Here is a 24,896-nt window from a genome sequence, read left to right on the forward strand (position 1 = left end):
ACCTCTCTTAATTATGAAAATCTTTTTCCGATAACAGGGATTTTCTTTAAATCTTGTTTATGGATTGCTTTCATCATCCATAGAAGAAGGAAATAAAGAGCTCCTCCCACTATAATTGCAACAGTTAGATAACCCATCGCCAACATTCGAGACCAATGTGTAAAATCAAGCCAAAGCGTTGGTAAACCAACAGCTGCCCCCATTACGATGGAAGACACAATCATTTTTACCGTATCTTTTCCAAGAACAGTGAAGCGAATCATACGATAAATAAAGACAGAATTCACAATAAATAACACTAAGTACACCAACAACGTTGCATACGCAGCACCATCTAAACCGAATTCTTGAATAAAGAAGATGTTCGCAAACACCTTAAGGACAACTCCACTCAAAATAATGATGGCTCCTGTTTTGGCAGCATTCATGCCCTGTAAAATACCTGTTCCAAGTAGTGTCAGGGATGTAAAGACGGAGCTAAGGTTAATGATGGCTAACATTAAGCTTCCCTCTAAGTCTTTGAAAAGTGCTAGATTTAAAGGCAAGGTTAAGGCTAGCAACCCGATAGCAGCTGGCCAAGAAATAAGATGTGTCATACGATGTGTTCGTTCAATAATACTGCGTGTTTCATTCAATTTACGTTCTGCTAGCTTCGTTGTAATCAGCGGCACAAGTGGTAAGATAATTGAAGAAGCGAAAACCGTTGTGATTTGAACTAATGTCAGTCCTCGACCATAAATCCCGTAAAGGAAGCTAATCTCACTTGCATCTGCTCCAGCATTTCTTAAGCCATATGTGACCGTGAAGGAGTCAACGAAATTAAAAAGCGCCATTGTTACAGAACCAATTGCAATGGGTATGGAGATTTTTAAAATGGTTTTACTGTATGTGGAAAAATCCTTACTAGAATATTTCTCCTTGCTCGTCACTTTTACCGAAGAACGGAAATATTTAAAGAGTAAATAGAAAAGTGATCCAAGTGCACCTAATACAGAACCTGCCATAATACCACCAGCTACGATATCATTTGAATAATCCATCGCAACTAAGAAATACGCAACAATTAAAATTAAAGCGACACGTACTAATTGCTCAATCACTTGTGAGATGGCAGTAGGTCGCATATCCCCAAAGCCTTGGAAAAATCCTCGATAGACAGCCATATAGGGAGCAACGAGTAGTGTTAGGGCTACAATGATTAATGCAATCTCCGTTGAAGGGCCGCCAAGTGCATTCGCTATCTGCTCTGAAAAGCCGTAAATGATTGTAAAACTAATGACGCCAAAGGATAATGCAAGGATTCTTGCAGTCACATAAATTTTCTTAATTTTGGCAGTATCCATACTCGTCCTAGCTTCCGCAATCAGCTTAGAAATAGCGATAGGGATACCGGCAACGGATAAATACAGTGCCACCATATAGACAGGATAGACAAGACTAAAGATACCGAGTACTTCATCACCAGCAATATTTTGCAGCGGTATACGGAAAATACTACCGATTACTTTAGAAAGTAATGTTGCAATTGTTAAGATAAGCGTACTTTTGACAAAGGTTGACTGACTCATTTTGTTTTGCCCTGACCTTTAAGCTTTAATGCAAAAACCTTTAAAGCAAAGCGAGGGAGAACGAGCATTCTGCCAAAACGACTTGGCTGACGCAGCACTCGGTAGAGCCACTCCAGGTTTAACTTTTGCCAAATGACTGGTGCACGCTTTACAGTGCCAGCGATCACATCGAAGGAACCACCTACACCGATAAATACACCCTTTGAAAACTTATCCAGATTTTCTGTAATCCATTTTTCCTGTCTTGGAACACCTAATGCTACAAACACGAGATCAGGCTGTAATGTCGCGATTTCATTTGCAAAATCATTATTATTCCAGTCGAAGTAACCATCATGATAACCAACGACATCAACATTCGGGTAGTTTTTATGAATATTCGCAACCGTCTTTTCGATTGTTTCTTTTTGTGCACCTAATAAATAAATTTTAAAACGCTTCTGCTGACCTACTTCCAGCAGCTGTACCATCGTATCATAGCCTGTTACACGCTCTGGCAGTGATTCACCAAGGATTTGTGCAGCTTTAACGACACCAATGCCATCCGCACAAATGTAGGTCGCCTGCTGTAAATAATTCATTACAGTGGCATTTTCATTTGCCTGCATAACAACTTCTGGATTGGCTGTTACAACGAAAGTCTTTTCTTGCTGTTCAATACGATGAACGAGTAAATCAACAAACCCTTGCTGATTAATATGTAAAAAGGGTACGCCCATAATTGTTACATGCCTCATATAGTGTTCAAACCTTTCTGTAATTCCTTTTTCACTGCAATCTATCATACCATAAAAGCAATATTGACAGGAAATTTTCGTATAGGGGTTTAGTCGTTATGGAAGAGGGTATATCTCAGACAAGGGAATGAAAGCGGAAAGGGATGTCGATAGTCATAGTCGAGTAGCGCCTATTACTTAGCATGATCGATGAAACAGCTGAATAAGCATAAAATTGTACTAAATTTTAGGAGAATTTTTTCATAATCCTAACATATAATTTCGAGTTTCTTCTATTATATAGCGATCAAATAGTAGGACAAAAATGAACAATAAAAAGAGTGCGCAGCAATGTCGCACTCTTTTTTAGATGATCGCAATCGAATCATTTTTTTACAATATAATCACCATGCACCCAGCCAGTTTTACCGTTGTAGATTACCTGATACCAAGCACCATTTTTTATGAACTCACCTTTGTCATCGACTTCACCAATAATAAAGCCATTCGGTTTCACTGTGCCTAAAATAGCGCTTGTAGTGGAAGGTTCACTTCTGACATTGAGCGTGATATTCATGTTAACAATCTGTAGACCATTTTCAAGCATGACATAATCATCAAATACCCAGCCTTCTTGTCCATTAACACTTACTTTGAACCAGCCACCATTTTCGCCAAGGACTTTAAAGGATGTATCCTTTGGTAAATTCGTAATGATTGAAGCATTATCAGTTGTAGTCGGGTATGTTCTCATATTGAGATTAATCGTAGCCTTGCCTGTTGCTCCAGCTAAACCTAAATCCAACGCATATTGCTTCGTTGGGCTTGGTAATGATGGCGCGGAAGACTGACTTTGATAAGCAGGTACATCAAACACCAAATTAGTTGTTGTATGAGCACCAATTAATTCGTAGATGTCATAAATCTTTTTTGCTTGAATGACTGCCCACATCACATGCGTAGCATATTGGTGAACGGTTGGATTTTCAGGATTCCAACGCATTTTATACAATGTGTCTTGCCCCTTGCTAATATACTGATCCTTTACAAATTGAGCACCACCAATAATAGCATCCTCAACAGTAAACCAACCATTTGCATAGGCACGCTCAGCACCATACTTATTAGCGTCTGCATCAATAGCACCAATACCATAAGCATTGTAAGTTTTCTTAATCGCTGTTAATTTTTCACGATTTTCTGCGGTCACCATCATCGGTTTACCATTAGTATCTAAACCAACCTCGATACCTTTAATGAGTGAAGAGCCACCATTGGCTGTTTCATGTAAGGCATGGGACACCAAATAAATGGCATTGACATTGTTATCGACACCCGCCTTTATAAAGGCATCAGCTGTATTCGCTAAGCTTCCTTTATTCGCAAGTACCTTATCATTCAGTTCCTTTGCACTAAGGTTATTCACCACAGTAGATAATTTTAAAAATTGATAATAAGATGGGCTATCCTGCATAAAGCTTTTTGGGTGCACATAGTATGACACTAGTGCCTCGCTAGCCGTGAAAATGCCTGCACCATCGACCTTTGGATTATTCTTCGCCTGATTACGTACCACCGTTGAGTAATCGTGTGAGTAGTTCGTCGTAGTGTATTGCTTACCACCTGTTTCAGGTGTTTCCAAATGGATTAAACGATAGAGCACAGTAGCTGCCTCGGCACGAGTTGTTTGGGCAAGAGGTGCAAATTGATTATTAGGCTTCCCGACAAGTAGTCCTGTCGTGACGACAGCTTGTACATCTGCATAGGCCCATTTGGCAATACGAGCATTATCACTAAACGTAATAGGGGAGGAAGTTGTGTTGATGTTTTGGTAATGGAGAGCCCTTTTTAACATAGCCGCCATTTCCTGACGGTTAATATGATCATTCGGGTTAAACTTACCTTGCTCATCACCTTTGATCAGTCCGTGATAGCTTGCCTGTTCGATGACCCCGTAATACCAGTCACCCTTCTTAACATCTGAGAAGGTTGCATTACTAGAAGCAACTGGTAGATTAAGTGTTCTAACTAGAAATGCAGCAAACTCAGCACGAGTAACAGCATCATTCGGACGATAATTGCCGAATTCATCACCTTTCATTAAATCGTTGGTAATAAGATAGTTCATTTCATGGTAGGCCCAGTGCTTCGAAAGATCTTCTGCTGAAGCGGAAGTAGGCGCCAGATATAACATTCCGGCAAGCACGGCCCCATAAAGAGGAAATTTACGTTTCATTTTTTTAGCTCCCTTCAATAGCTGATGATGTTCTATCAAACTATCAAAAGTGTAGCATAAAAATAGCCAATCTATCATTACAACATGAGGACAGATAGAGACTGCTTTTCATTAATATAGTAGAAACTCTTGAAAAGTCTGGATTTTACAGAAAAGTACAAAATGTATTACTGTAGCTTTACAATTATTACTAAATTATTACGGGAGTCTTTAATTTTTGACAATTTAGTAACCATTCTAGAAAACACTTGGTTATTAAGGAGAGTCAGGTATAATAGGTAATGGAACTATATGTTACCAATCCAAATAAGGGGATAAATAGATGGGAGATTTTGAGTTTCTATAAAATACCACACTAGGTATGGTAAAAAAATCTTCTATAACTAAATTTATGTCCCAGTGCTTGAATTATGGAAAAAAGAGTGTTATATTATTGTAGAAAGTGAATAAGCTTACTAGAATGGTATTCTACTACTCTTTTTCTAGTAACTTTACTAAGAAAATTTGCTTTAGTTTTGAATTATTCAGGAAAGCTATAATACATAAATTTAGGCAACTAATTATGGTGGTACTATAGTTTTCATTGGAATAATATCAATTTTTAGGAATATTAGGGAGGAATACAAATAATGGCAAAGCAAAACAAAGGCCGTAAGTTTTTCGCGGCATCTGCAACAGCTGCATTAGTTGCATCAGCAATCGTTCCTGTAGCATCTGCAGCACAATTAAATGATTTCGATAAAGTTTCAGGGTACGCTAAAGAGGCAGTTCAAGCTTTAGTTGACAGTGGTGTAATTCAAGGAGATGCTAACGGCAACTTCAACCCAACTAGCACAATTACTCGTGCACAAGCTGCAACAATCTTCGCAAATGCTCTAGAATTAGAAGCTGAAGGTTCTGTAGACTTCAAAGACGTAAAAGCTGACGCTTGGTACTACGATGCAATCGCTGCAACTGTAGAATACGGAATCTTTGAAGGTGTAAGCGCAACTGAATTTGCTCCTAACAAACAATTAACTCGTTCAGAAGCAGCTAAAATTCTTGTTGAAGCTTTCGAATTAGAAGGTGAAGCAGATCTAGGTCAATTCGCTGACGCTTCAACTGTTAAATCATGGGCTAAATCTTACCTTGAAATCGCAGTAGCAAACGGCGTTATCAAAGGTTCAGAAGCAAATGGTAAAACAAACTTAAACCCAAATGCTTCAATTACTCGCCAAGACTTCGCAGTTGTATTCTCACGTACACTTGATACTGTAGATGCAACTCCAAAAGTTGACAAAATCGAAGTAGTTGACGCTAAAACTTTAAACGTTACTTTAACTGACGGTACTAAAGAAACTGTTACTTTAGAAAAAGCTCTAGAGCCTAACAAAGAAACAGAAGTTACTTTCAAAATCAAAGACGTTGAGTACACAGCTAAAGTTACTTATGTTGTAACTACAGCTACTGCAGTTAAATCTGTATCTGCAACTAACCTTAAACAAGTAGTAGTAGAATTTGACGGTAAAGTTGATCCATCTACAGCTGCTGAAGAAGGTAACTATGCTCTTACAGGTACTGGCTCTCCTACAGTTGATTCAGTAATCGTTGCAGAAGATGGTCGCTCTGTAACTTTAAACGTTAAAGACAAACTTGAGAACCAAGTTGAATATAAATTATCTGTAAACAACATTAAAGCTGGCGATAAAGTTATCAATGCTAAAGATTTAAAATTCAAGCCTCTTGACAATACAGTACCAACTGTATCTAAAGTAGAAGCTTTAGGTAACAAAACTATTCGCGTACACTTCAGCGAACCAGTAAAACCAGCTCAAACATCACAATTCAAAATTGATGGTAAAACAGTTGCAGGTAATATCCAAACGAACTTAAACACTGTAATCATTAAATTATCTTCTGCTTTAACAGATGGAGAGCACACTCTAACTACTGAAGGTACTCAAGATTACAACAACTTTAAAACAGTTCAAGCAGACACTAAATTCAACGTTGTTGAAGATAAAACTGCTCCAACTGTAACTTCAGTTGTAAGTGCTTCATTTGAGAAAGTAGTTCTTAAATTCTCTGAGCCTGTAGAGCAAGTATTTGCTTCAAACATCTACTGGATGCAAGGTGGAACTAAAAAACAAGCTTCATCTGTAAAACAACTTACTGATGATACTTTTGAATTCACATTCGATGGTACAAATAAACTTGTTTACACAACAGATTTATATGTTACTAATGTAAAAGATTACTCTGGTAACGTAATTGATAAAGATACAAAAATTCAAGTAACTCCTGTTGTCGATCAAACTCGTCCAGAAATTATTAGTGCAAACATTAATAAAGATAACGCTAAACAAATTGTTATCAAATTTACAAAAACACTAGATGAAAAAACAGCTACGAAAGCTGCTAACTATGTGATTAAAGATAAAGATGGTAAAGTACAACCGATTTCTAATACTGTTACTTTAAAAGATAAAAAAGAAGTAACTATCACTGTATTAAATTCATTAAAAGATAATGCTGACTACACATTAAGTGTAACTGGTGTAGCTGATAACACTACATTGACAAATGTAATGCTTCCATACACAACAACTTTAACAATTAAAGATGTTACTCCACCAACACTTAAGAAGGTTGTACGTTTAAATGACAAACAACTTTACGTTCAGTTCAATGAAGCAATGGCTACAAGTGGTGATGGATCAGTAGTAGAAGATGAAAAATATACTATTAAAGATAAATCTAATAACAATAAAGCTTTAAAACCAACTTCATTTGATCTTACTTCAGATTCTAAAGGTGTAATCTTAAGCTTTAATGATACGCTTCCAGCAAAAGATAAAATTGATTTTACAGTTCAATTAGTAAAAGATTTAGCTGGAAACTACTTAGAAGGCTATAAAGCTCCTGGTGTAGTGGAAGATCAAGTTGCTACAAGCATTAAATCTGTAACAGCATTGGAAACAAAGAAAGTAGAAGTTGAATTTGATAATGCAATTCAATCTTTAAACCAAAATGACTTCACGATCGATGGTTATGGAATTTCTTATGCTGAACTTTCTACTGATGGAAAAACTGCTACATTCACATTAAAAGATGAATTACCAGAAGATGTGAAAAAAGGTACAGAACCAACTAAAACTTTATTACAACTTAAAGTTGCTGAAAATCCTAACACTGTTGATATTTTAGGTGAAAAAATCGCTAAAAATATTCCAGCTAAGGATATTACAGATGAAATTAAACCAACTGTAAAAGGTGATATTGTTGCAGCGGACAAAACAGGCAAAAAAATTAAAATTACATTTAATGAAGCCGTTCAAGTTAAATCAGCTGATCTTACACATGCATTAACAGATTTCATCGTAAAAGAAAACGATGGTAGCACTACGAAAGATGTAAAAATTGAAAGTATTGCTAATGGTGCAGAGAATGAACTAATCCTTACTTTAGAAAAGCCAGTTGTAGCTGCAACTATTTCTACTAATAAAGATGTTCGTTTTGTAACTGACCGTGCATTAAAGCCTAATACAATTAAGGATATCGCTGAAACTGCTGTAGAATTAGGTGGAGATACTGCTGCTCCAAATGCTCCAGCTGTAACTACAGTTCTTGCTGGTGCAACTGCTGTAACAGGAACTGCAGAAGCAGGTTCAACTGTAACTGTTAAAAATGCAGCTGGTACTGTTCTTGGTTCAGCTAAAGCGGATGCAACAACAGGTGCATTCTCAGTTGCTATCGTAGCTCAAGCTGCTAATACAGTATTAACTGTAAATGCAACTGATGCTGCTGGTAATGTAAGTCCTGCTACAACAACTACTGTTGTTGATGCTCCTGTACTTGTAACTGGTATCACTGTAACAGGTACTGCAACTACAATTACAGATAAAGATGGCACATTACAATTGACTGCTACTGTAGTTCCAACGAACGCAACAAATGCTGCTGTAGTTTGGTCTGTAAATGATACAACTAAAGCTTCTATTGATGCTAATGGTTTATTAACTGCAAAAGCTGATGGAACTGTAACTGTAACTGCAACTGCTGCAGATGGTTCTACTAAAACAGGCACATTAGACATCGTTATTTCTGGTCAATAATTTTTAATAATTAAATAATTGATTAAAATTAAGCCCTAGGGAGAGAGATCTCCTTAGGGCTTTTCTTTTTGTTTTTTTACGAAATATAAAGGAACATCGTGACGGTTTTTCCGTTTCAAGAAGATACCTATCATGATTTGAATGCAGTGTTTTTTACGTCAGTTATGTTTTAACTGTTACTCAAAATATTATTGCTTCGGATGTCCAACTGAAGATGGAACTGTTGAAATGCTCCATGATGAGAAATCTCTATGGAGCTTTTCTTATTGGAAGATCGAATGTCAGCCATTAACAGGATTAAATTCGAACAATTTAATACAGTTCAGAATGGAATTTAAATTAGGGTATCTGACACTTAATCAAATTCGATAATTTACTAGAAAAATCAATAATTAAAAAATATGAAAATTAGACGTTTAAAAAAAGAAATACTAGATAAAAATAGTTTATTACAGATTCATGAAAGAGAGGTTACTTTTATGAAAACGACAAAAAAGTATTGGGTCAGCTCACAAGAAGCCATTCCTCCACAAACGAGAATTATTCTGAATGAATATTTGTTAAGTTTAAAATTAGCAAATAAAGCTGAAGTAACTGTTTCCAAATATCGTTCAATACTAGAAAAATTTCTAATGGAATGCTCTATTTCAATTGATGACTTAACATCTGATGATGTTCTAAATTGGTTAAAATTGTATTAAATTAAAAAAAAAGAAAGATCATTAGATCAGGTAATTTCTACTCTTTCGTCTTTTTTTAACTTTTGCCTTGCTGAGGAATATTTAAATACGATGCTTATGAAGAAGCGTTGGAGACCGAAGATACCGCAGTCGTTAACTGCAGCTGCTGATAAAGCGATTTTACCAATTGATATCACTAAAATATCAACTGGTGCTAATAATATTGTTATTACAGTAACAGATGCTGTTGATAACGTATCAACTCCATTAACTGTAACAGTTACTAAATAAAACTAAACGTTACTCTATAAACTGATTGATTCAGTAAAATGAGTGGAAATGGAAACCCCGTGTCTTGCATTATGCATTTCATGGGGTTTTCTTTCTAACTACAATTTCGAATAATAAATGAAAACCCTGTTCCTTTAAAAAATTTATTGTACAAGTACCCTATCTTCATGATCCAATGCTTTGTTGAATTATACAAAAGGGATCAAACCGGTCGTTCTTACTCATGAATAGTAAACTTATTTCCCTAGAATTTGTTTCTTTCCAAAGTGAAATTCAGAGGAAATCATATAATTTGATTGCCTCTTTTTTGTATGTTTATTAATACTTTTCTTCTCTTTATATAAATTCAATAGATTCTCAATTTAACTAATTTAGTTCTGAAACGCCTTATACTTTAGAATAATTTCAATGAAATAGGGTAATACTATTTCTAATATATAAAATCATTTTCTATTAGATTGGTGGTGAGATAATGAAAATTATAGATGAATATTGGAAGAGTACTGATATTTGTATCTCATCAAAAACTAAAACGATATTGAATGAGTATCTTCTATGTTTAAAGTTAGAGAATAAAGCAGTTGCAACTATAACTAAGTATAAATGGATATTGGAACGCTACCTACGTGAATGTAAGGTTCCCTTGATGGATATGACCTCAGAGGATGTTAGAGAATGGATCAATGAATTTTCAGTAGATAAAAAACCGAATACAATAGCGCTTGTACTTGCAACACTATCTTCCTTTTTTCAATTTTGTTTTGATGAAGAATATATAGAAAGAATGATAATAAAAAAACGTTGGAGACCTCAATTACCAAAATCTCTTCCTAATTTTCTAGATGAGTATGAGTTTTCTCGTATTAAACTTATCTCTGAACAATTATCAATTCGAGATAGGGCTATTATTTTATTTCTTCTTACATCGGGTTGCCGTGTCTCAGAAATGTCAGCATTAAATATCAAAGATATTAATATGGACAAACACACAGCAGAAGTAGTAGGGAAAGGTAATAAAATTAGAACTATCCATTTTTCTTTAGAATGTGCAATAGCATTACAAAATTATTTACAGGCTCGGACGTGTGATCCAAAAGAGCCGCTATTCATGAATAAATTTGGTGACCGTCTTTTAAATGGTGGAATAAGAGGTGTTCTAAAAAAAGTGGGGAAACAAGCAGGACTTGAAAAAAATTTTCATCCACATTGCTGTAGACATACATTTGCCACCAATTTGTTAGCAAGAGGCGCAGATCTTCAGTTTATAGCGGATGAGATGGGGCATGCCGATTTGAATACAACACGTATCTATGCGCAAATACCATCGGAAGATAAGAGATTAAAATATCAGAATATAATGGGGTGATTTCTATGAATCAGGAAGTTTTACAAGCCTTCTATGATGATAATTGTAATCAGTTCAGCTCAGAAACAATTCGTTCTTATAAAATTTCACTATCTCAATTTTTTTCGGAGAGTGAAAAAAAGTATGATGAAGTAAGGGCAAAAGATATACGTAATTGGCTGGCAACTCTAAGTGAAAAAGGGTTAAAAATACGTAGTATTCAACTGAAATTAACAGCATTAAAATCATTTTATCAATATTGTATCGAAGAAAACAAGATTAATCATAACCCCACTAAGAAAGTAAAAACCCCAAAAAGTGAAGACTTACTTCCGTACTATTTAAACAAACGTCAATTAGCATTACTTCAGGAGTTAACCAAGGACAATTTAAGAGAACGTGCAATTGTGGAGGTCTTATATGCAACTGGGGTAAGAATTAATGAATTATTGAATATTAAACTAGAAGATATAAAATGGGATACACGCCAAATATGGATTCGTAAAGGTAAAGGAAATAAGGACCGTTTTGTACTCTTCAGTCATGAATGTGCTTTACGTTTGAAAAATTATTTACATGTACGGTACGAGAATAGTGATTTTTTGTTTTCCAGTCCTAGAGGTAAACATATTAGCTGTGACTTAGTACAACTGTTCTTTAGAAAGTATTCTAAAGAACTGGGATTCAAAGTCACCCCCCACACTCTAAGACATACCTTTGCAGCTCATTTAGCAGAAAAGGGAATGGAATTTATCTATATACAAGATTTGCTAGGTCATGCCAATATCAATAGTACGAGAATATATACTAGATTAATGAATCATGCGAGAAAAAAACAATATGATCAATATCAAACATAGAATGGGAGAGTGAGTTTATGGAGTACTGGAAATTAAAGAAAGGATTATTGAATTCTCAAAATACTGAAATAATAAACTTGTTTTTACTAAGTCTAATAAGAAAAAAAAGAAGTCAGCAAACTATCTTAAGACAACGTAGTATTTTGCAGCGATTTTTTGGAAAAAGTAATAAAGTGTATAATTGTATAACATTGGAGGATATAACAAATTGGCTTTTAGATCAACAAATGGGCTGTAATAAGAGAACCATTAGCTGTTATTTAGCAACCTTACGAATATTTTATTTCTTTTGTGAAAATGAAGGGTTTATCGAAGAATCCCCACTTCAAGATGAAGAAAAATCAGTATCTCATCCAAGTAGATATTGGGAGTTAAAGATGATTTTACCCAACATAGAAAATCAAAATATTATAAATGAATTTTTGGTTAATTTAAAAAACTCTGGGAAAAGAAAAAGTACTATTATATGCAAAAGGGTATTTTTACAACAATTTTTCAAGGATTTCAAAAAGGAATTTATTTATATTACTATAACAGAAATTGAAGATTGGTTTTTAAAGAATGGACATTTATGGAGTGATAAAACGGGAAGTGGAATTCTTAGCGCACTTAGAACTTTCTATGACTTTTGTTGGGAAACAAGAATTATAGAAAATCCTCCACTGAGAAATAAAAGGAAAGATAGAAACCTTCAAGATGATGAGGGTTTTTTAATTCAAATTAGATTACCCAACATAGAAAATCGAAAAAAAATTAATGAGTACTTGCTTAACCTAAAACACAAAAATAAGAGCCATCGTACCATCGAGGAATATAGATTTATTTTACAAGCTTACTTTAAGGATACAGATACCCATTTTACACTACTTAAAAATTATGATTTTCAAAATTGGATTCAGAGTTATAAAGGTGTGAAGAATGAAAAAACGTTAGATAATTATATGAGTATCTTTCGTTCGTTCTATATATTTTGCGTAAGAAAAAAATATTTAGAGAGGTCACCTATCCCTTATAAATACGATAAGTTGGAAAATAATAGATACTGGGAAATAAGTAACTTGTTTGTTAACAATGATAGTAGAAAGATAATCAATGAATATTTACTAAGCATGAAATTAGAAAACTTAAGTGCAGGAACAATTTATCAATATCGTTTTTTCCTCAACAAATTCTTTAAAGATAAGCGCGAAAATTGTTTATCTTTAACACCAGAGGAGATTCGAAAATGTTTTATACCACTTCAAAAAGGATTAAAAGCAGCAACAATTAAAAAGCAATTAACAATTCTTTCTTCTTTTTATAATTTTTGTGTGGATGAGGGATATATCCATATGTCGCCTATCAAGAAAAGATGGTTTCCACGAAAATCAAAATCTATTCCTAAGTTTTTAGAAAAAGAAGAAATTGCTAAAGTTCGTCAGTTATGTGAGAAAAGAAATCAGCTTAGAAATAGGGTTATGGTAGAGCTGCTCCTTACGTCAGGTTGTCGAATCAGTGAAGTAAACATGTTGAATAAAAGTGATATAGATTTAGAAAACAGAACGGCTCAAGTATTGGGGAAAGGAAAGAAAATTAGGGAGGTTCATTTTTCTGAAACATGTGCTATTTTATTAGAACGGTTGCTGGAATCTTATATAGATGAGCATCCTGCACTTTTTATTTCCGAAAGGGGAACTAGACTAGGTATTAGGCAAATGCAAAAAATAGTGGAGCAAGTAGGAATAGATGCGAAAATTAAGAGTTCCCTACATCCTCATCGGTTTAGACATACCTTTGCAACCGAGCTATTGACGAAAGGTGCTGATCTTTCTTTTATCGCAGATGAATTAGGACACAAACAACTCCAGACAACGAAAATATATGCTTGTCTACCTAATTGGAAACTGATTAGTCTATATCGAAAATTTAAGGGGTGATGGCTATGGATATAAATGAATTTATCGAAAAATTTAAAGAAGAATACATGTATCGTTTAGCTCCTCGAACAATCAGAGGGTATCAACTATCTGTTAAACAATTACAAGATTATACGGAAAAACCATTTAATATGATCACCAAAAAGGATATTAGGCACTGGATGATGGTGTTAAATGAAAAAGGATATAAACAGAATTCTATAAAAAACAAATTAATTGGGTTAAAAACTTTTTATCAATATTGTTTTGATGAAGGATTGATTATTATAAATCCTGCTAAGGATATCCCATTCCCTAAAGTGGCGGAAACTTTGCCTCGTTATTTAAGTAAAAAACAACTTACTTGTCTCTTAGAGCATGTGTGTGAAAGACTTTATGAGAGAACAATAATCGAAGTACTTTATGCAACTGGGGTAAGAATTAGTGAACTTGTAAAGATAAAGAAAGAGGATATCAACTGGTCTGAACGAAGCATTCAAATTTTGGAGGGCAAAGGAAATAGAAGTAGGATTGTATTATTTAACCTTGATTGTGCTCAACACTTGGAGACCTATCTAAATAGTCGAACAGATAAATTACCTTATGTCTTTGTCGATAAAAAGGAAACAAGGATGATTCGTAGTAGAGAAATTAATACTCTCTTCCAATTTTATTCAAAACAATTGGGGTTTAGAGTAACACCTCATATGTTACGTCATACCTTTGCAGCTCACCTTGCCGAAAGAGGAATGCCACTTGAATGTATTCAACAATTGCTAGGACATGAAACTACTCATTCAACACAGCTATATGCTAGATTATATAATCATGCTAGAAAAGAAATGTATGATAATTGGATATAACAATCCAAGTTTAAAGAATTATTATCCCTAATTTATAACGTATACTACTTTAAAGAGATAAAGGTACAAACTTATTATTAGTTAAGTTAATTTAAAAGTTAAATACGGTTAAAATCCTGTGCTGTCCCGCAACTGTAATTAGGAGCACATTTTAAAAAAACATTGTTATGTGACGAAATAGGAAGGGGAAATGTGTGATGACCATAAGCCAGGAGACCTGCCTTTGTCTAGTACAACCAAAAACCTACGAGGATAGGGGGTGTTGAGTGTGACGGGTTACAGCATCATACTCATAGTGTGACAACCGGAAAAAGGGTCTCTATTCAAATTAGAATCCTTATTTTATTTTGGTTGAAGAACTATGAATTATGTCAGTTATAACTAGCATCTTACCAAAAAACGATAGCCACTTGAATATCCCCCTAATCTCGATAGCTACTGGAAATGCTCTTTTAATCCAAGATAATCATTGATGGCAAACAATAAATAATCCAATTCTCTCTTAGAGTGACGATTAGATAATTCACCTAGCAAGTTAACAGTTAATTGGCCTTCCGTTATTGTATCTGAATGAACCAATTCTTTTGTCGTGATCCCCATTATCTTGGCAAAGTGTTCAATGCGATCTGATTTTAAAGTACGTTCTCCTTTTAACATAAGTCCTACAAGTGATTTACTTACTCCTAATTGTTCAGCTAGCCATTGATATGATTTATCCTCAGCTTTCAACCATTTAATTACTTTGCTTATTACGATGTCGTTAGTTTTCATATCCTACTCTCCACCTATCTACAAATATCATATCATTCAATATTAAACATCCATAACATTTTTATTCAATCTATGCAATTAAATATTAAATATAAGAGCATAGGTTTATTAAACAATTGGGCGTTTTCCTTAAATAGGAGAGTGTCCTTTTTCATGGTATAGAGACCAAGAGACTTTAAATAGCGTCTTCGCTTTTATTTGTTTAGAGATGCAAAAATTTGTTGTTATAAAAGGAGCAAATTCCTGTAATTAAGAAATTCCCCCTTATAAGGTGAATATTATAGGTTTTGTTTGAAAACCTATAACATGAACATTAGTTAATAATCGAGGTAATTACAGGAGGTAATAGTATTGAATCACGAAGAAGAACTGAAAAGACTTTTAGCCGATTTTTCTGAAGACAGTGGATTTAAAGATCAATATGGTTACATTGTACATCAAACAAAAGAAAAAAAAGATGATGTAATGAAACCTGATGAAATAGGAGAGGCAACATTATATACTGCAATAGCAGCAATAGCTATTGCCACCGGTAATTATAAGCAAGATGACTGGGATAAAAATTCTGCAAATAAAAGTCTAATGGAATTATTAACAACTTTACTTGAAAAAGGTTGGGGCAATAAAGATAATCTCGGACGTTATCACCCAATTCGTCATCCAGAAGACATTGAATATTATAAGTATGGAAATGATGTAAAAAGTCGAATAAGTCCAATAACAAAAGATAGTTTTGGAGCAATTGTAGCTGCTTCATACTATTCTTATTCCTGTCCTAATTCAAGCCAGGAAGTTCGTAAATTAGCTCGTGATTTAATGACCAAATGGTCTGAGTACTTAATCCTTTTCCAATGGCGTACTCATTCAATATATATTGATAATGAATTCGAAAAAGATGAAAATGATAAAAAAAGATATAAAAATATTTTTAGTGACAAAAATTTGGAACACCTAAAAACCTTTAAAGGACCAGGTTCTTTTATGTTATTGCCACACGAAATCTATGCTTTACAGAATGTAGCAGCACATTTAGGTATTGCAACAAGTCAATGGGATGCTAGGGATAACATGACACCAGAACTTAAACAAACCTTTATAGATTTAGCTGTTCCATATATAGCTCAATACGCTGGACAAGCTATAGATAATTTACTGCAAAGTTTCAAAGGTGCAGTCCCTTACAGTATTCCATTAGGGCCACCAGATTGGTCTTTAGGAAAAATAAATGGTGTATTTACATTAGAAATTCCTTCAAGTATTCGTGAACAAATAGTTACTTCTTTTAAAGAAGCGATTAAAGATTTATTACGTGAAAAAGTGAGATTGGATAATTATCAAGATTATCAGGGTGATGAATTATTAGGTATTTTAATTAATCGTGTTCTTGATCTTTTTCCAGATGTTTTAGGACCAGATAGCTGGCGTTCTATTTTAACAAAGTCTATACAACAGGTACTACCATGGATTACTAAATCAGGATGGATAGAAGCACTCACTTTTATTGGTAGTTTACAACTACTAAAGCCACAGAGTATTTCTTCTATTAGTTATACTTTATGGATATACGCTGTTGAGTGTGAAACGAGACCTGAAATGAAGGACTTATTAAAAGCTGCGTTAGAAGAATTCTATAGCTATTTAAGAGGTAATGATAATCCAAATAGTCTATGGGCATGGATTGCTGAAGATTCAGGTAGAGTTAGTGAACATTTGCAATTATTCGAATCAAAAGACTGGAATTATTGGTGGAGATTCGCTTATCAAGAAGATAAATTTAACGATTGGCTTAAGAAACCAGAAGATCAATCTAATGAAATAATTAATCAAAATGAATGTAATAATAGTCCCCGCCTTGACTACTTAGTTTTAAGTGGTTTAGCAGAGAAAGGGCCACCTGTGGGTTTAACAGATATCCTTTCTGATTGGTGGGAGGATTTTATGAAGTTGATAGGGGATGTAGCAAATCAGTTTATAAATAATCTGACTGCAGAGATTCAGAAGCAGTTTACACAGACCGGTTACTATATTCAAGAAAAATTAAATGAAGCTGGTGAACTAATTAAAGAAACTTGGTCCAATACCTTAGAATACACAAATGAAACATTTTTTCAGGGTAATTTAATTCGAAAGAGTACATGGAATCCAGCAGGTGTTCTAATTCACAAATGGGATAAAGTTGATGGAAAAGTTATAGAAGAGTTTTGGCATCGCACAGATGAGAGTTACTGGAAAGGGGTATGGTCTGAGACTGGGGACATGCTTGAGCGCATAACTCATCCTGCTGACGGGATTGTTATTGAAGAATTCTGGAAACGAACTGGAGAGAATTACTGGAAAGGGGTATGGTCTAAAGTTGATGGAACTGCTGACGATATGATTGAACGTGTTATTCACCCTATTGACGGGACACTTATTCATGAATACTGGAAACGAACTGGAGAGAATTATTGGAAAGGGATTTGGTCTAACGTTGACGGAGCTATGGAAAACATGATTGAACGCATTATTCATCCTATTGACGGGACGTTGATTCATGAATACTGGAAACGAGATGGAGAGAATTATTGGAAGGGGGTATGGTCTAACGTTGACGGAGCTGCTGAAAATATGATTGAACGCGTTATTCATCCTATTGACGGGACGTTGATTCATGAATATTGGAAAAGAGATGGAGAGAAATACTGGAAAGGGGTATGGTCTAACGTTGACGGAGCTGCTGAAAATATGATCGAGCGCATAATTGAAGGATCTGATGGAACAATTGAAAAAGTAATTTGGGATGGGGCAGGTAAATCGGGAAGAACAGTCTGGAATGCAGCAGGAGAAGTGATTGAAAGGGTTGGTGATCTTTTTCCTGATTTACGCTGGCCGCCGAATTGGTCTCCATTTTGAGTGTAAATTAAAGTAATGTCACTCACTGTGTTTTGTATTTGAAGTACTATTATTGACTAAACATTCTACTTAAAATTAAAGATCCTGTGTAGATATGCGGGATCTTTTCTTATTCCACAATCGGGCCAGATTGTGGAATAACTTCTTTAAAAGGAAGTTGTGAAAATCATGTTGAAATAGATCATTCTACATCATTAATTTTGTTGAACAAAAAAAGAGGGAGCCCTCTTTTTCTATATTTATTTTAGTTTTTTTACAGAACACTGGAGTAATTATTGTAATTTCCCTCTGCATTCAATAATTATCTCTTCAATGACTTTACCATCATTAATTAGGTAAGCCTTTTCGTGCAAATTGGATACGGGACAAATATGGTTTGGAATGATTTGAACTTTATCTCCTATCTGTATTTTTTGATTAAAATCCTTATTGTAGATAATTGAATGTTCGTCAAATACACTATGAATGAACACATCGTCAAATTCTTTTATTTTCCCTAACCCTTTTGTAGCTGTTAGTCCTTCAGTGCGAGTTTGGGCAGTAATGCCTTTAGCACCCACATCAGTAATGACCCGTTCTTCTGTTGGTTTGCTAATGATCGTAGTTAGTACACTAGCTGCGGCTCTATGAAAACTTCCGATAACACCAGATTGAGACGCATCCATTAGAATATAAGTGCCTGGCCTAATTTCGGTAATACCTTTTGGTATGTCAAATCCCAGTAAGAATGGGGGAGTCGAACCAATACTCACTACCTCCAAATTAAAACCTTCATCTGTTGCAATTTTGGAGAAGTACAATGTTCTTTCAACACTTTCGATGTACAATTCTTTACAATGTTCAACACTTTTTGCTTTATACGTATGTCCATCGTGAGAGAAGATGCCCTTTAAATTAAGATTATTGCATTTTTTTATTGCATCTAATAATTTACGGTAATCTTCTTCCTCAATAACTCCAGATCGTTTTTCTCCGACTTCTATTTCAATTAGAACTTGTGCTTTTTTTTCTGCACCCTGGAATACTTTTTCTGTCTGATTAATCTGATAAATAGAATCAATACCAAAAGATATCTCTATCTTTCCTGACAATTCCTTTATTCGTTCTAATTTTTGCACTCCTACAATTTCATTCGCAATAAATATATCTTTCAAACCATGTTCAGCCATTACTTCGGCTTCCCCGACTTTTGCAACAGTTATGCCACTTGCTCCTTTGGCTTCTTGCAATTTAGCTAGTTTAGGCATTTTATGTGTTTTTGTATGGGGTCTTAATTTAACACGATTCCTATTGGCGAAGTCTTGCATCTCCTGAATATTCTTGTTAAGGATGTTTTGATCAATTAAAAGCGCTGGTGTGTCAATTTCTAAGTAATTCATTTATTGTTCCTCCTTAATTCTCGCTATAGCTTCAATTTCTACAAGGCAATCATCATGTAATCGTGTAGTTGGAATAATCGCTCTTGCTGGTTTATGATCTTTAAAAAATTCTGCATAAACATGATTGATTTCATCCCAATAGGTAACGTCTGGTGTATATACTCTACACATCAGAACATCGTTTCTGTTTAACCCACGTCCTTGTAGTACTAACTCCATATTAAGTAAAGCTTGTTTAGTTTCTTCTTTAATTCCTCCTGATGGAATGATCCCTGTAGAGGGTTCTTTGGATAACTGACCAGATATAAATAAAATCCCATTAAACTCCATACCTGGAACATAGTGTCCGCCATTGTTGGATGAATATTGTGTATATACCGGATTCAATGCAATTCCTCCTAAGCTTTCAATATAGCAGCAATTTTTTTCTATCTTGGAAGTAACAATTTGTATAAAAAAATCTATTTTATATATTTTTTTATACATTGTGGTCAAAAAAAGAAAGTAGACCAACCTAAGAATTGGTACTTACTTTTTTATTTGCTTTCTTTATTTCGTCTAAATAGCTATAAACAGTTACTTTAGAAATATTTAACTTTGTAGCTACTTTATCTACAGCACCCTTCATTAGAAAGATTCCTTTTTCATCCATAAAACTTATTACTTCCATTTTTTCTTGACGCTTTACTAATCTGTTTCCACGATTTGAAATAATTTGGTCAATTAATTGATCTGTAATTTCTTCTACGTTACCTATATTCTCTTCTTGATTGGTCATATCATGAGAAGTATGTTTATTGGCATGAATATTTGGTAATAGTGTATCAATCATAGTTTTCAAATCAAGTAACAAATTAACATCATAATTAATGCAAAGAGCGCCTATTACCTTCAAATCATCGCTCCTGATCAGTATGGTAGATGCCTTTATTGTTTTATTATCAGCTGTTTGAAATTCATAACCAGCTAGATAGTCATCTTTAAAATCGTTTGATAACAATACCTTTTTAATAAGGTGATCAAAAGACTGTCCAACTTTCCTTCCAGTTACATGATTATTGAAAGTATAAGTTACGGAAGATTCAGGGGTTGTCAAATCATGAATAATTACCTCACAATTCGGACCAAACATCTCACCAATAGCCTTTGCAAAAGGGATATAGCTATCAAGTATAGTTTTAACACTTCTCAACTTTTTCACCTTCTACTCTTGAAGATAGGATTATCATATCATAGAATTAAATAAAAAATATATAAATTTTTATATTCTATATATTTTTTTATATGACAATAAGTCAGTAACGTGAGTAAGTCGTATACATTTGAGGATATTATAGAATGATATAGCAACTGTTCGTGCAATATTTAGGGAGTAACTTTGTTAACTTTAACAAAAAATATATGCGGACTTATTAAGCATTCACTCTTAAATGAGTAATATTGGTATGTCAACACTAAACTGGACAAAAATTATAAAGTCTGTTGCTTGAATTCCACTGGAGTTAAATAGCCTAGTGTCCCGTGAATTCGAATGTTATTGAACCAATGAACATAATCATCAAGTTCAAAAGCGAGCTGTTCAAGAGTAGAGAAATGTGCTCCGTTGGCGAATTCGGTTTTAAATACCTTAAACATCGCCTCAGCCACGGCGTTATCATAAGGGCATCCCTTCATGCTCAGGGATCGCTGGATTCCGAATGTTTCTAGGGCTTTTGAAATGAGCTTATTATCAAACTCTTTTCCTCGGTCTGTATGAAACATTTGTATGTCGTTCAAGTTACCTCTAATACTTACTAGTTCTTGATAAACCAGCTCTGCTGTCTTATTTGCACCAGCACTACGGCCAATGATTTCACGATTGAAAAGGTCGACAAATAAGCATACATAATGCCATTTTGTTCCGACACGGACATATGTTAAATCACTCACGATGACAGCCAACGGCTCTTCTTGCTCAAATTGGCGCTGTAATTCATTTTTTATCGGCGCTTCATTACATGTTGAGTGATGCAGCTTATACTGTGCTACTGTATAGTTTGATACTAGGCCAAGACCTTTCATTAAACGACCAATTCGACGACGTGATACGTGTTTTGGCTCTGGTAATTTACTTAGTTCTTTCTTGATTTTACGCGTACCATAATTATTACGGCTTTCTTTGAAAATACGAGCAATCTCTTTGGAAAAGAAGAGTTTTAGAATTGTTAGAATTATGTTTACTTGACACATGGGACCATTTGATTTGGCTTGGAAAATCATCTAAAGAAACAGATAAAAAAATTATTACTTTCCTTGAGGCTAATAATATATTATGAAGTGAATGATAATTTTAATTTCAAAGTCCATAGTCAAACCAATAAATCAAACCTGCGCATTTGGCTAAATGGTCCATCATTTTTCTAAATGCGTAGGTTTTAACTTTGCAAATTATTGTTCGTAATCATACTTAATTTCAGACATTAAAAGTAAATTTATTCCCAAGATCTCCAGTTATTAACTGTTCCGACGCTATTAGTATTGACATAGACTTCAATTTCTACCTCTAGTTCAGGAAATATCGTGGACCAATCATCTTTAATGTTTTTCCATGCTTTGTAATCTTCACGGTAGAGTACTTCACCAAATCCTACAATATCGGAACTATAACTTTGTTGAATTGTGGTAATCATTTTTTTAATTTGAGATTTAATAGTTTGCGCTGCTTTTTTATTAATATATTCAGTGGTTTTACTATCATTCAAATCTATATCACATTGAACTTCTCCCACATTTTGATCAATATGAATTTTAATATTTATTCTGGGTGTATTATTTTTAAAAGTTCCTTTAATCTTGGTTGTTGAATCTGTAATTTCTGTGGTTAACTTCCCAGCTTTAGGACAGGTGAATACTATAACTGTGCTTTTAATATTGTCATTTAAAAAATTAAAGCTTTTACTGTCTTCTTCTGTTAGAAACCCCACTAATCTATCTTGTTTAAATACAGACAACCCTATATATTTCAATATTGCTGGGGTTTCTATTTTTTCAACATTCTTTTTATCCGGACCTAATTGCTTATCTCCTTGTATTTCAATTGCAGGTAAAACAGCGCTCTTTTTTTCGCTATTTATAATTGTTGCCAATTCATCTATATTAATCGATAACGTTGAACCCCAAGCTTTTTCAGTTCCTTGTAAAGAGTATAACATTTTATTTGCCGGAATTTTTTCTATAGGGGTTAACACATTTAGAATTTCTTTAGCAGTCGATTCGTGAGAAACCAGTACAACAAAATCATTTCTTGTTTCAGGATCTCTTACAAATAAGTCAATCACGTCATTTATTCCTTCTATAGCTAATTTATCTCCAAGTATAAGTACTTGAAGGTGAGCAAAATACGCTTTTCTTGGCGTTATTGTTGTCAATTTCCTAATTGCTTCAAATATAGATTCGCCTGTAGCATGGTAAGTAATGACTGTTGCCTGGCTACTAGAGGGTTTTTGTGAGGATATTTCACTAGGATTAACGATTTGCACTGAAACTTCAAATCCATTATCGACTTTATCAATACCTGCACCTACTACAATGGCTAATTCATTCAACTCTCGTTTACTCCAACAGCCACTTAACAGTATGCAGAATGAAATAAATATTATTATTACTGCTTTAGTCTTAGTTATCTTAATCACCTCATTGTAAACTTAGTCAATTAAATAAAAGGTTTTACAAATTAGAGAGGAATTAATCATGAAACAAACAAAAAGTCACTATGAGATTAAGCAAAAGTTTAGTCTTTTATTAAATACATATAAAAGGAATTAAACAGCTTAACAACTAATATTAATGGGATGTTTGATTGGAACTGAGTTGATATGGGGAAGCACCTAAAATTTAAGCTTTTCCTTTATGGAGTATTCTTTTAAATTAATTTAGAATGATATTTCCACTTACCAAGTTCCATCAATTCAAGTGGTATTATTGCATCGCTCGTTAAACGAGATCTAAGTCTCAAGCAGGCTTAAACATTTATCTACAGGTAGAAGGCGAACAGTTTAGTATACAGAATCAATGTCCCACGTCCCTGTACTTCACCATAGGCAACTGATAGATTAAATCTAAATACAAAAAGTTCAACCAGAAAGTTATGGTGAACTATATAATACGAAAGCCCTCATTAGACATCTATATAATGTAGAAACCCAGCACTACATCTCGGAAAACTAAAGAAGATTAAGTTCTTTCGTGGGAGTTTGAGAAGAAGAACACAACTTTTTTGTTATTTTCCTGCCTCTAAATGTATCCTTTTTATTGTAGGCGGTCCTCCTAAGTTGGAGATATTGGACTTTGAGTTTTCTCCTAGCTACCATTTCGTTTGTTTAAAATTTTTTACTATGTCATTAAATTAGTAAAAATAATTAGCCTATCAGGACAAACGGTCTGATGGTAGTTAATATCTATTCCAAGGTAAGATATATTCTCCAACATCGATATGCAATTTTAACTCTGTTCAGTTCGTCGATGTGGTTAGAAACTCTGTTTAATCTCTGCCAAGAGTGCTCTAAAAAAGCGATGTTTTTTGCAATATTTTGAAGGCGCTGTTTTGCAAATCTTAGTTAAATAAAGTAATTAGTAAATATAAATAGGTTGGTGACATAAGCGGTTGAACATGGTAAAATCATGACCGTAGTCATTTTTTGACTAAAGTCATAATTTTAGGGAGGAATTTATGTGCTACGAGAAACTAGAAAAAAAGAGTTAAAAGAAAAGGTTTTTTACGAGGCGATTCGTTTATTTTCTGAAAAAGGAATAGACGAAGTCAGTGTGTCTGAAATAACAATAGCATGTGGTATTGCAAAAGGAACATTTTACAATTATTTTCCTACGAAGGAATCTGTTCTTTTATATTTTGGACAATTGCAAATGGAAAGGATAACCCGCATCCAAGAGTTTTCACATATGGATGTAAAACAGAAAATCATTGAATTATTTTCTCGTTTAACGACAATGTATGGGGAATACCCAAAATTATTGAAATTTGCTGTAGCGGAAGTGTTCAAATCTTCGGAGATAATTGATGATGAAATGAATGCGATTCAACAATTTAAAGACCTGTTAATAAATTTATTAAAGGAAGAAATAGAATGCGAGCAAGTTAGAGTTCATGGCGAACTTGAAGACATTGCTTCTATACTCCTAGGAACTTACTTTACATCGGTGATGATGTGGGTATATGATGAACAATCTGAAACTGCACTTCTCCAAAGTATTAATCGAAGAACTTCACTGCTTCTTGAACAATTTATCGTTAAAATGGAGGATTAATT

At 34.2% G+C, this 24,896-nt stretch carries 17 protein-coding genes, 1 pseudogene and 1 riboswitch; of the genes and pseudogenes, 9 read left to right on the forward strand and 9 right to left on the reverse strand.

The genetic code is table 11. The annotated features are described in order from the left end of the window. Positions 1–11 precede the first annotated feature (11 nt). From MKY46_RS02955 to MKY46_RS02965, 3 genes are all read right to left on the reverse strand, one after another. Positions 12–1,568 carry a putative polysaccharide biosynthesis protein gene (locus MKY46_RS02955; RefSeq protein WP_101966460.1) on the reverse strand — a complete coding sequence of 519 codons (1,557 nt, stop codon included), beginning with the start codon at positions 1,566–1,568 and terminating at the stop codon, positions 12–14. Further along, positions 1,565–2,305, reverse strand: coding sequence for a WecB/TagA/CpsF family glycosyltransferase (locus MKY46_RS02960; protein ID WP_036124308.1), 741 nt, complete (start codon positions 2,303–2,305; stop codon positions 1,565–1,567). The genes MKY46_RS02955 and MKY46_RS02960 overlap by 4 nt, the downstream gene beginning before the upstream one ends. A 364-nt stretch (positions 2,306–2,669) precedes the next feature. Continuing rightward, positions 2,670–4,520, reverse strand: a complete 1,851-nt coding sequence (locus MKY46_RS02965) for an S-layer homology domain-containing protein (protein ID WP_340833726.1) — start codon at positions 4,518–4,520, stop codon at positions 2,670–2,672. 629 nt (positions 4,521–5,149) lie between these two features. On the opposite strand from MKY46_RS02965, the gene MKY46_RS02970 reads away from it, so the two are divergent. From MKY46_RS02970 to xerA (MKY46_RS03000), 7 genes are all read left to right on the forward strand, one after another. Then, a complete protein-coding gene (locus tag MKY46_RS02970) occupies positions 5,150–8,614 on the forward strand; it encodes an S-layer homology domain-containing protein (protein ID WP_340833728.1) in 3,465 nt (1,154 codons plus the stop codon). 479 nt (positions 8,615–9,093) lie between these two features. Then, complete coding sequence (locus MKY46_RS02975; protein WP_340833729.1) at positions 9,094–9,315, forward strand: hypothetical protein; 222 nt, start codon at positions 9,094–9,096, stop codon at positions 9,313–9,315. Between the two features lie 90 nt (positions 9,316–9,405). Continuing rightward, complete coding sequence (locus MKY46_RS02980) at positions 9,406–9,585, forward strand: hypothetical protein (protein ID WP_051998269.1); 180 nt, start codon at positions 9,406–9,408, stop codon at positions 9,583–9,585. 472 nt (positions 9,586–10,057) lie between these two features. After that, a complete protein-coding gene (locus MKY46_RS02985; protein WP_036227522.1) occupies positions 10,058–10,951 on the forward strand; it encodes a tyrosine-type recombinase/integrase in 894 nt (297 codons plus the stop codon). 5 nt (positions 10,952–10,956) lie between these two features. Continuing rightward, a complete protein-coding gene (gene xerA / locus MKY46_RS02990) occupies positions 10,957–11,790 on the forward strand; it encodes a site-specific tyrosine recombinase/integron integrase (protein ID WP_036227525.1) in 834 nt (277 codons plus the stop codon). 17 nt (positions 11,791–11,807) lie between these two features. Beyond that, positions 11,808–13,706: a tyrosine-type recombinase/integrase gene (locus tag MKY46_RS02995; protein WP_230584866.1), complete on the forward strand. Its 1,899-nt coding sequence runs from the start codon at positions 11,808–11,810 to the stop codon at positions 13,704–13,706. A 5-nt stretch (positions 13,707–13,711) separates the two neighbouring features. Further along, positions 13,712–14,548: a site-specific tyrosine recombinase/integron integrase gene (xerA, locus tag MKY46_RS03000; protein ID WP_340833733.1), complete on the forward strand. Its 837-nt coding sequence runs from the start codon at positions 13,712–13,714 to the stop codon at positions 14,546–14,548. Positions 14,549–14,592: 44 nt separating this feature from the next. Next, a riboswitch (cobalamin riboswitch) is annotated at positions 14,593–14,787 on the forward strand. A gap of 196 nt (positions 14,788–14,983) precedes the next feature. Here the strand turns inward: xerA (MKY46_RS03000) and MKY46_RS03005 are convergent. After that, positions 14,984–15,319 (reverse strand): helix-turn-helix domain-containing protein, encoded by a 336-nt coding sequence (locus MKY46_RS03005; RefSeq protein ID WP_340833734.1) that lies wholly within the window; start codon positions 15,317–15,319, stop codon positions 14,984–14,986. A gap of 351 nt (positions 15,320–15,670) precedes the next feature. Here MKY46_RS03005 and MKY46_RS03010 point away from each other — a divergent pair, with 351 nt between their 5' ends. Beyond that, positions 15,671–18,211 carry a hypothetical protein gene (locus MKY46_RS03010; RefSeq protein WP_340833736.1) on the forward strand — a complete coding sequence of 847 codons (2,541 nt, stop codon included), beginning with the start codon at positions 15,671–15,673 and terminating at the stop codon, positions 18,209–18,211. A 272-nt stretch (positions 18,212–18,483) separates the two neighbouring features. Here the strand turns inward: MKY46_RS03010 and MKY46_RS03015 are convergent, their stop codons facing one another. The 5 genes and pseudogenes from MKY46_RS03015 to MKY46_RS03035 all read right to left on the reverse strand — a co-directional run bounded on the left by MKY46_RS03015 (position 18,484) and on the right by MKY46_RS03035 (position 23,261). Then, positions 18,484–19,590: a D-TA family PLP-dependent enzyme gene (locus MKY46_RS03015; RefSeq protein ID WP_340833737.1), complete on the reverse strand. Its 1,107-nt coding sequence runs from the start codon at positions 19,588–19,590 to the stop codon at positions 18,484–18,486. Next, complete coding sequence (locus tag MKY46_RS03020) at positions 19,591–19,977, reverse strand: RidA family protein (protein ID WP_340833738.1); 387 nt, start codon at positions 19,975–19,977, stop codon at positions 19,591–19,593. Positions 19,978–20,104: 127 nt separating this feature from the next. Further along, on the reverse strand, positions 20,105–20,722 hold the full coding sequence (locus MKY46_RS03025; RefSeq protein ID WP_445299958.1) for a helix-turn-helix transcriptional regulator: 618 nt from the start codon (positions 20,720–20,722) through the stop codon (positions 20,105–20,107). A 338-nt stretch (positions 20,723–21,060) separates the two neighbouring features. Beyond that, a pseudogene (locus MKY46_RS03030) lies at positions 21,061–21,771 on the reverse strand (IS3 family transposase); the annotation flags it as partial. 290 nt (positions 21,772–22,061) lie between these two features. Next, positions 22,062–23,261, reverse strand: a complete 1,200-nt coding sequence (locus MKY46_RS03035; RefSeq protein ID WP_340833740.1) for a Ger(x)C family spore germination protein — start codon at positions 23,259–23,261, stop codon at positions 22,062–22,064. A 1,039-nt stretch (positions 23,262–24,300) separates the two neighbouring features. On the opposite strand from MKY46_RS03035, the gene MKY46_RS03040 reads away from it, so the two are divergent. Beyond that, positions 24,301–24,894 (forward strand): TetR/AcrR family transcriptional regulator, encoded by a 594-nt coding sequence (locus tag MKY46_RS03040; protein ID WP_340833741.1) that lies wholly within the window; start codon positions 24,301–24,303, stop codon positions 24,892–24,894. The last annotated feature ends 2 nt before the right edge of the window (positions 24,895–24,896 follow it).

The organism is Lysinibacillus sp. FSL M8-0355 (assembly GCF_038008985.1).
Classification (GTDB): Bacteria; Bacillota; Bacilli; order Bacillales_A; family Planococcaceae; genus Lysinibacillus; species Lysinibacillus fusiformis_D.

Coding starts and splice junctions, on each gene's coding strand:
- MKY46_RS02955 (WP_101966460.1), bottom strand. CDS start 1,568: ATGAGTCAGTCAACCTTTGTCAAAAGTACGCTTATCTTAACAATTGCA.
- MKY46_RS02960 (WP_036124308.1), bottom strand. CDS start 2,305: ATGAGGCATGTAACAATTATGGGCGTACCCTTTTTACATATTAATCAG.
- MKY46_RS02965 (WP_340833726.1), bottom strand. CDS start 4,520: ATGAAACGTAAATTTCCTCTTTATGGGGCCGTGCTTGCCGGAATGTTA.
- MKY46_RS02970 (WP_340833728.1), top strand. CDS start 5,150: ATGGCAAAGCAAAACAAAGGCCGTAAGTTTTTCGCGGCATCTGCAACA.
- MKY46_RS02975 (WP_340833729.1), top strand. CDS start 9,094: ATGAAAACGACAAAAAAGTATTGGGTCAGCTCACAAGAAGCCATTCCT.
- MKY46_RS02980 (WP_051998269.1), top strand. CDS start 9,406: ATGCTTATGAAGAAGCGTTGGAGACCGAAGATACCGCAGTCGTTAACT.
- MKY46_RS02985 (WP_036227522.1), top strand. CDS start 10,058: ATGAAAATTATAGATGAATATTGGAAGAGTACTGATATTTGTATCTCA.
- xerA (WP_036227525.1), top strand. CDS start 10,957: ATGAATCAGGAAGTTTTACAAGCCTTCTATGATGATAATTGTAATCAG.
- MKY46_RS02995 (WP_230584866.1), top strand. CDS start 11,808: ATGGAGTACTGGAAATTAAAGAAAGGATTATTGAATTCTCAAAATACT.
- xerA (WP_340833733.1), top strand. CDS start 13,712: ATGGATATAAATGAATTTATCGAAAAATTTAAAGAAGAATACATGTAT.
- MKY46_RS03005 (WP_340833734.1), bottom strand. CDS start 15,319: ATGAAAACTAACGACATCGTAATAAGCAAAGTAATTAAATGGTTGAAA.
- MKY46_RS03015 (WP_340833737.1), bottom strand. CDS start 19,590: ATGAATTACTTAGAAATTGACACACCAGCGCTTTTAATTGATCAAAAC.
- MKY46_RS03025 (WP_445299958.1), bottom strand. CDS start 20,722: ATGTTTGGTCCGAATTGTGAGGTAATTATTCATGATTTGACAACCCCT.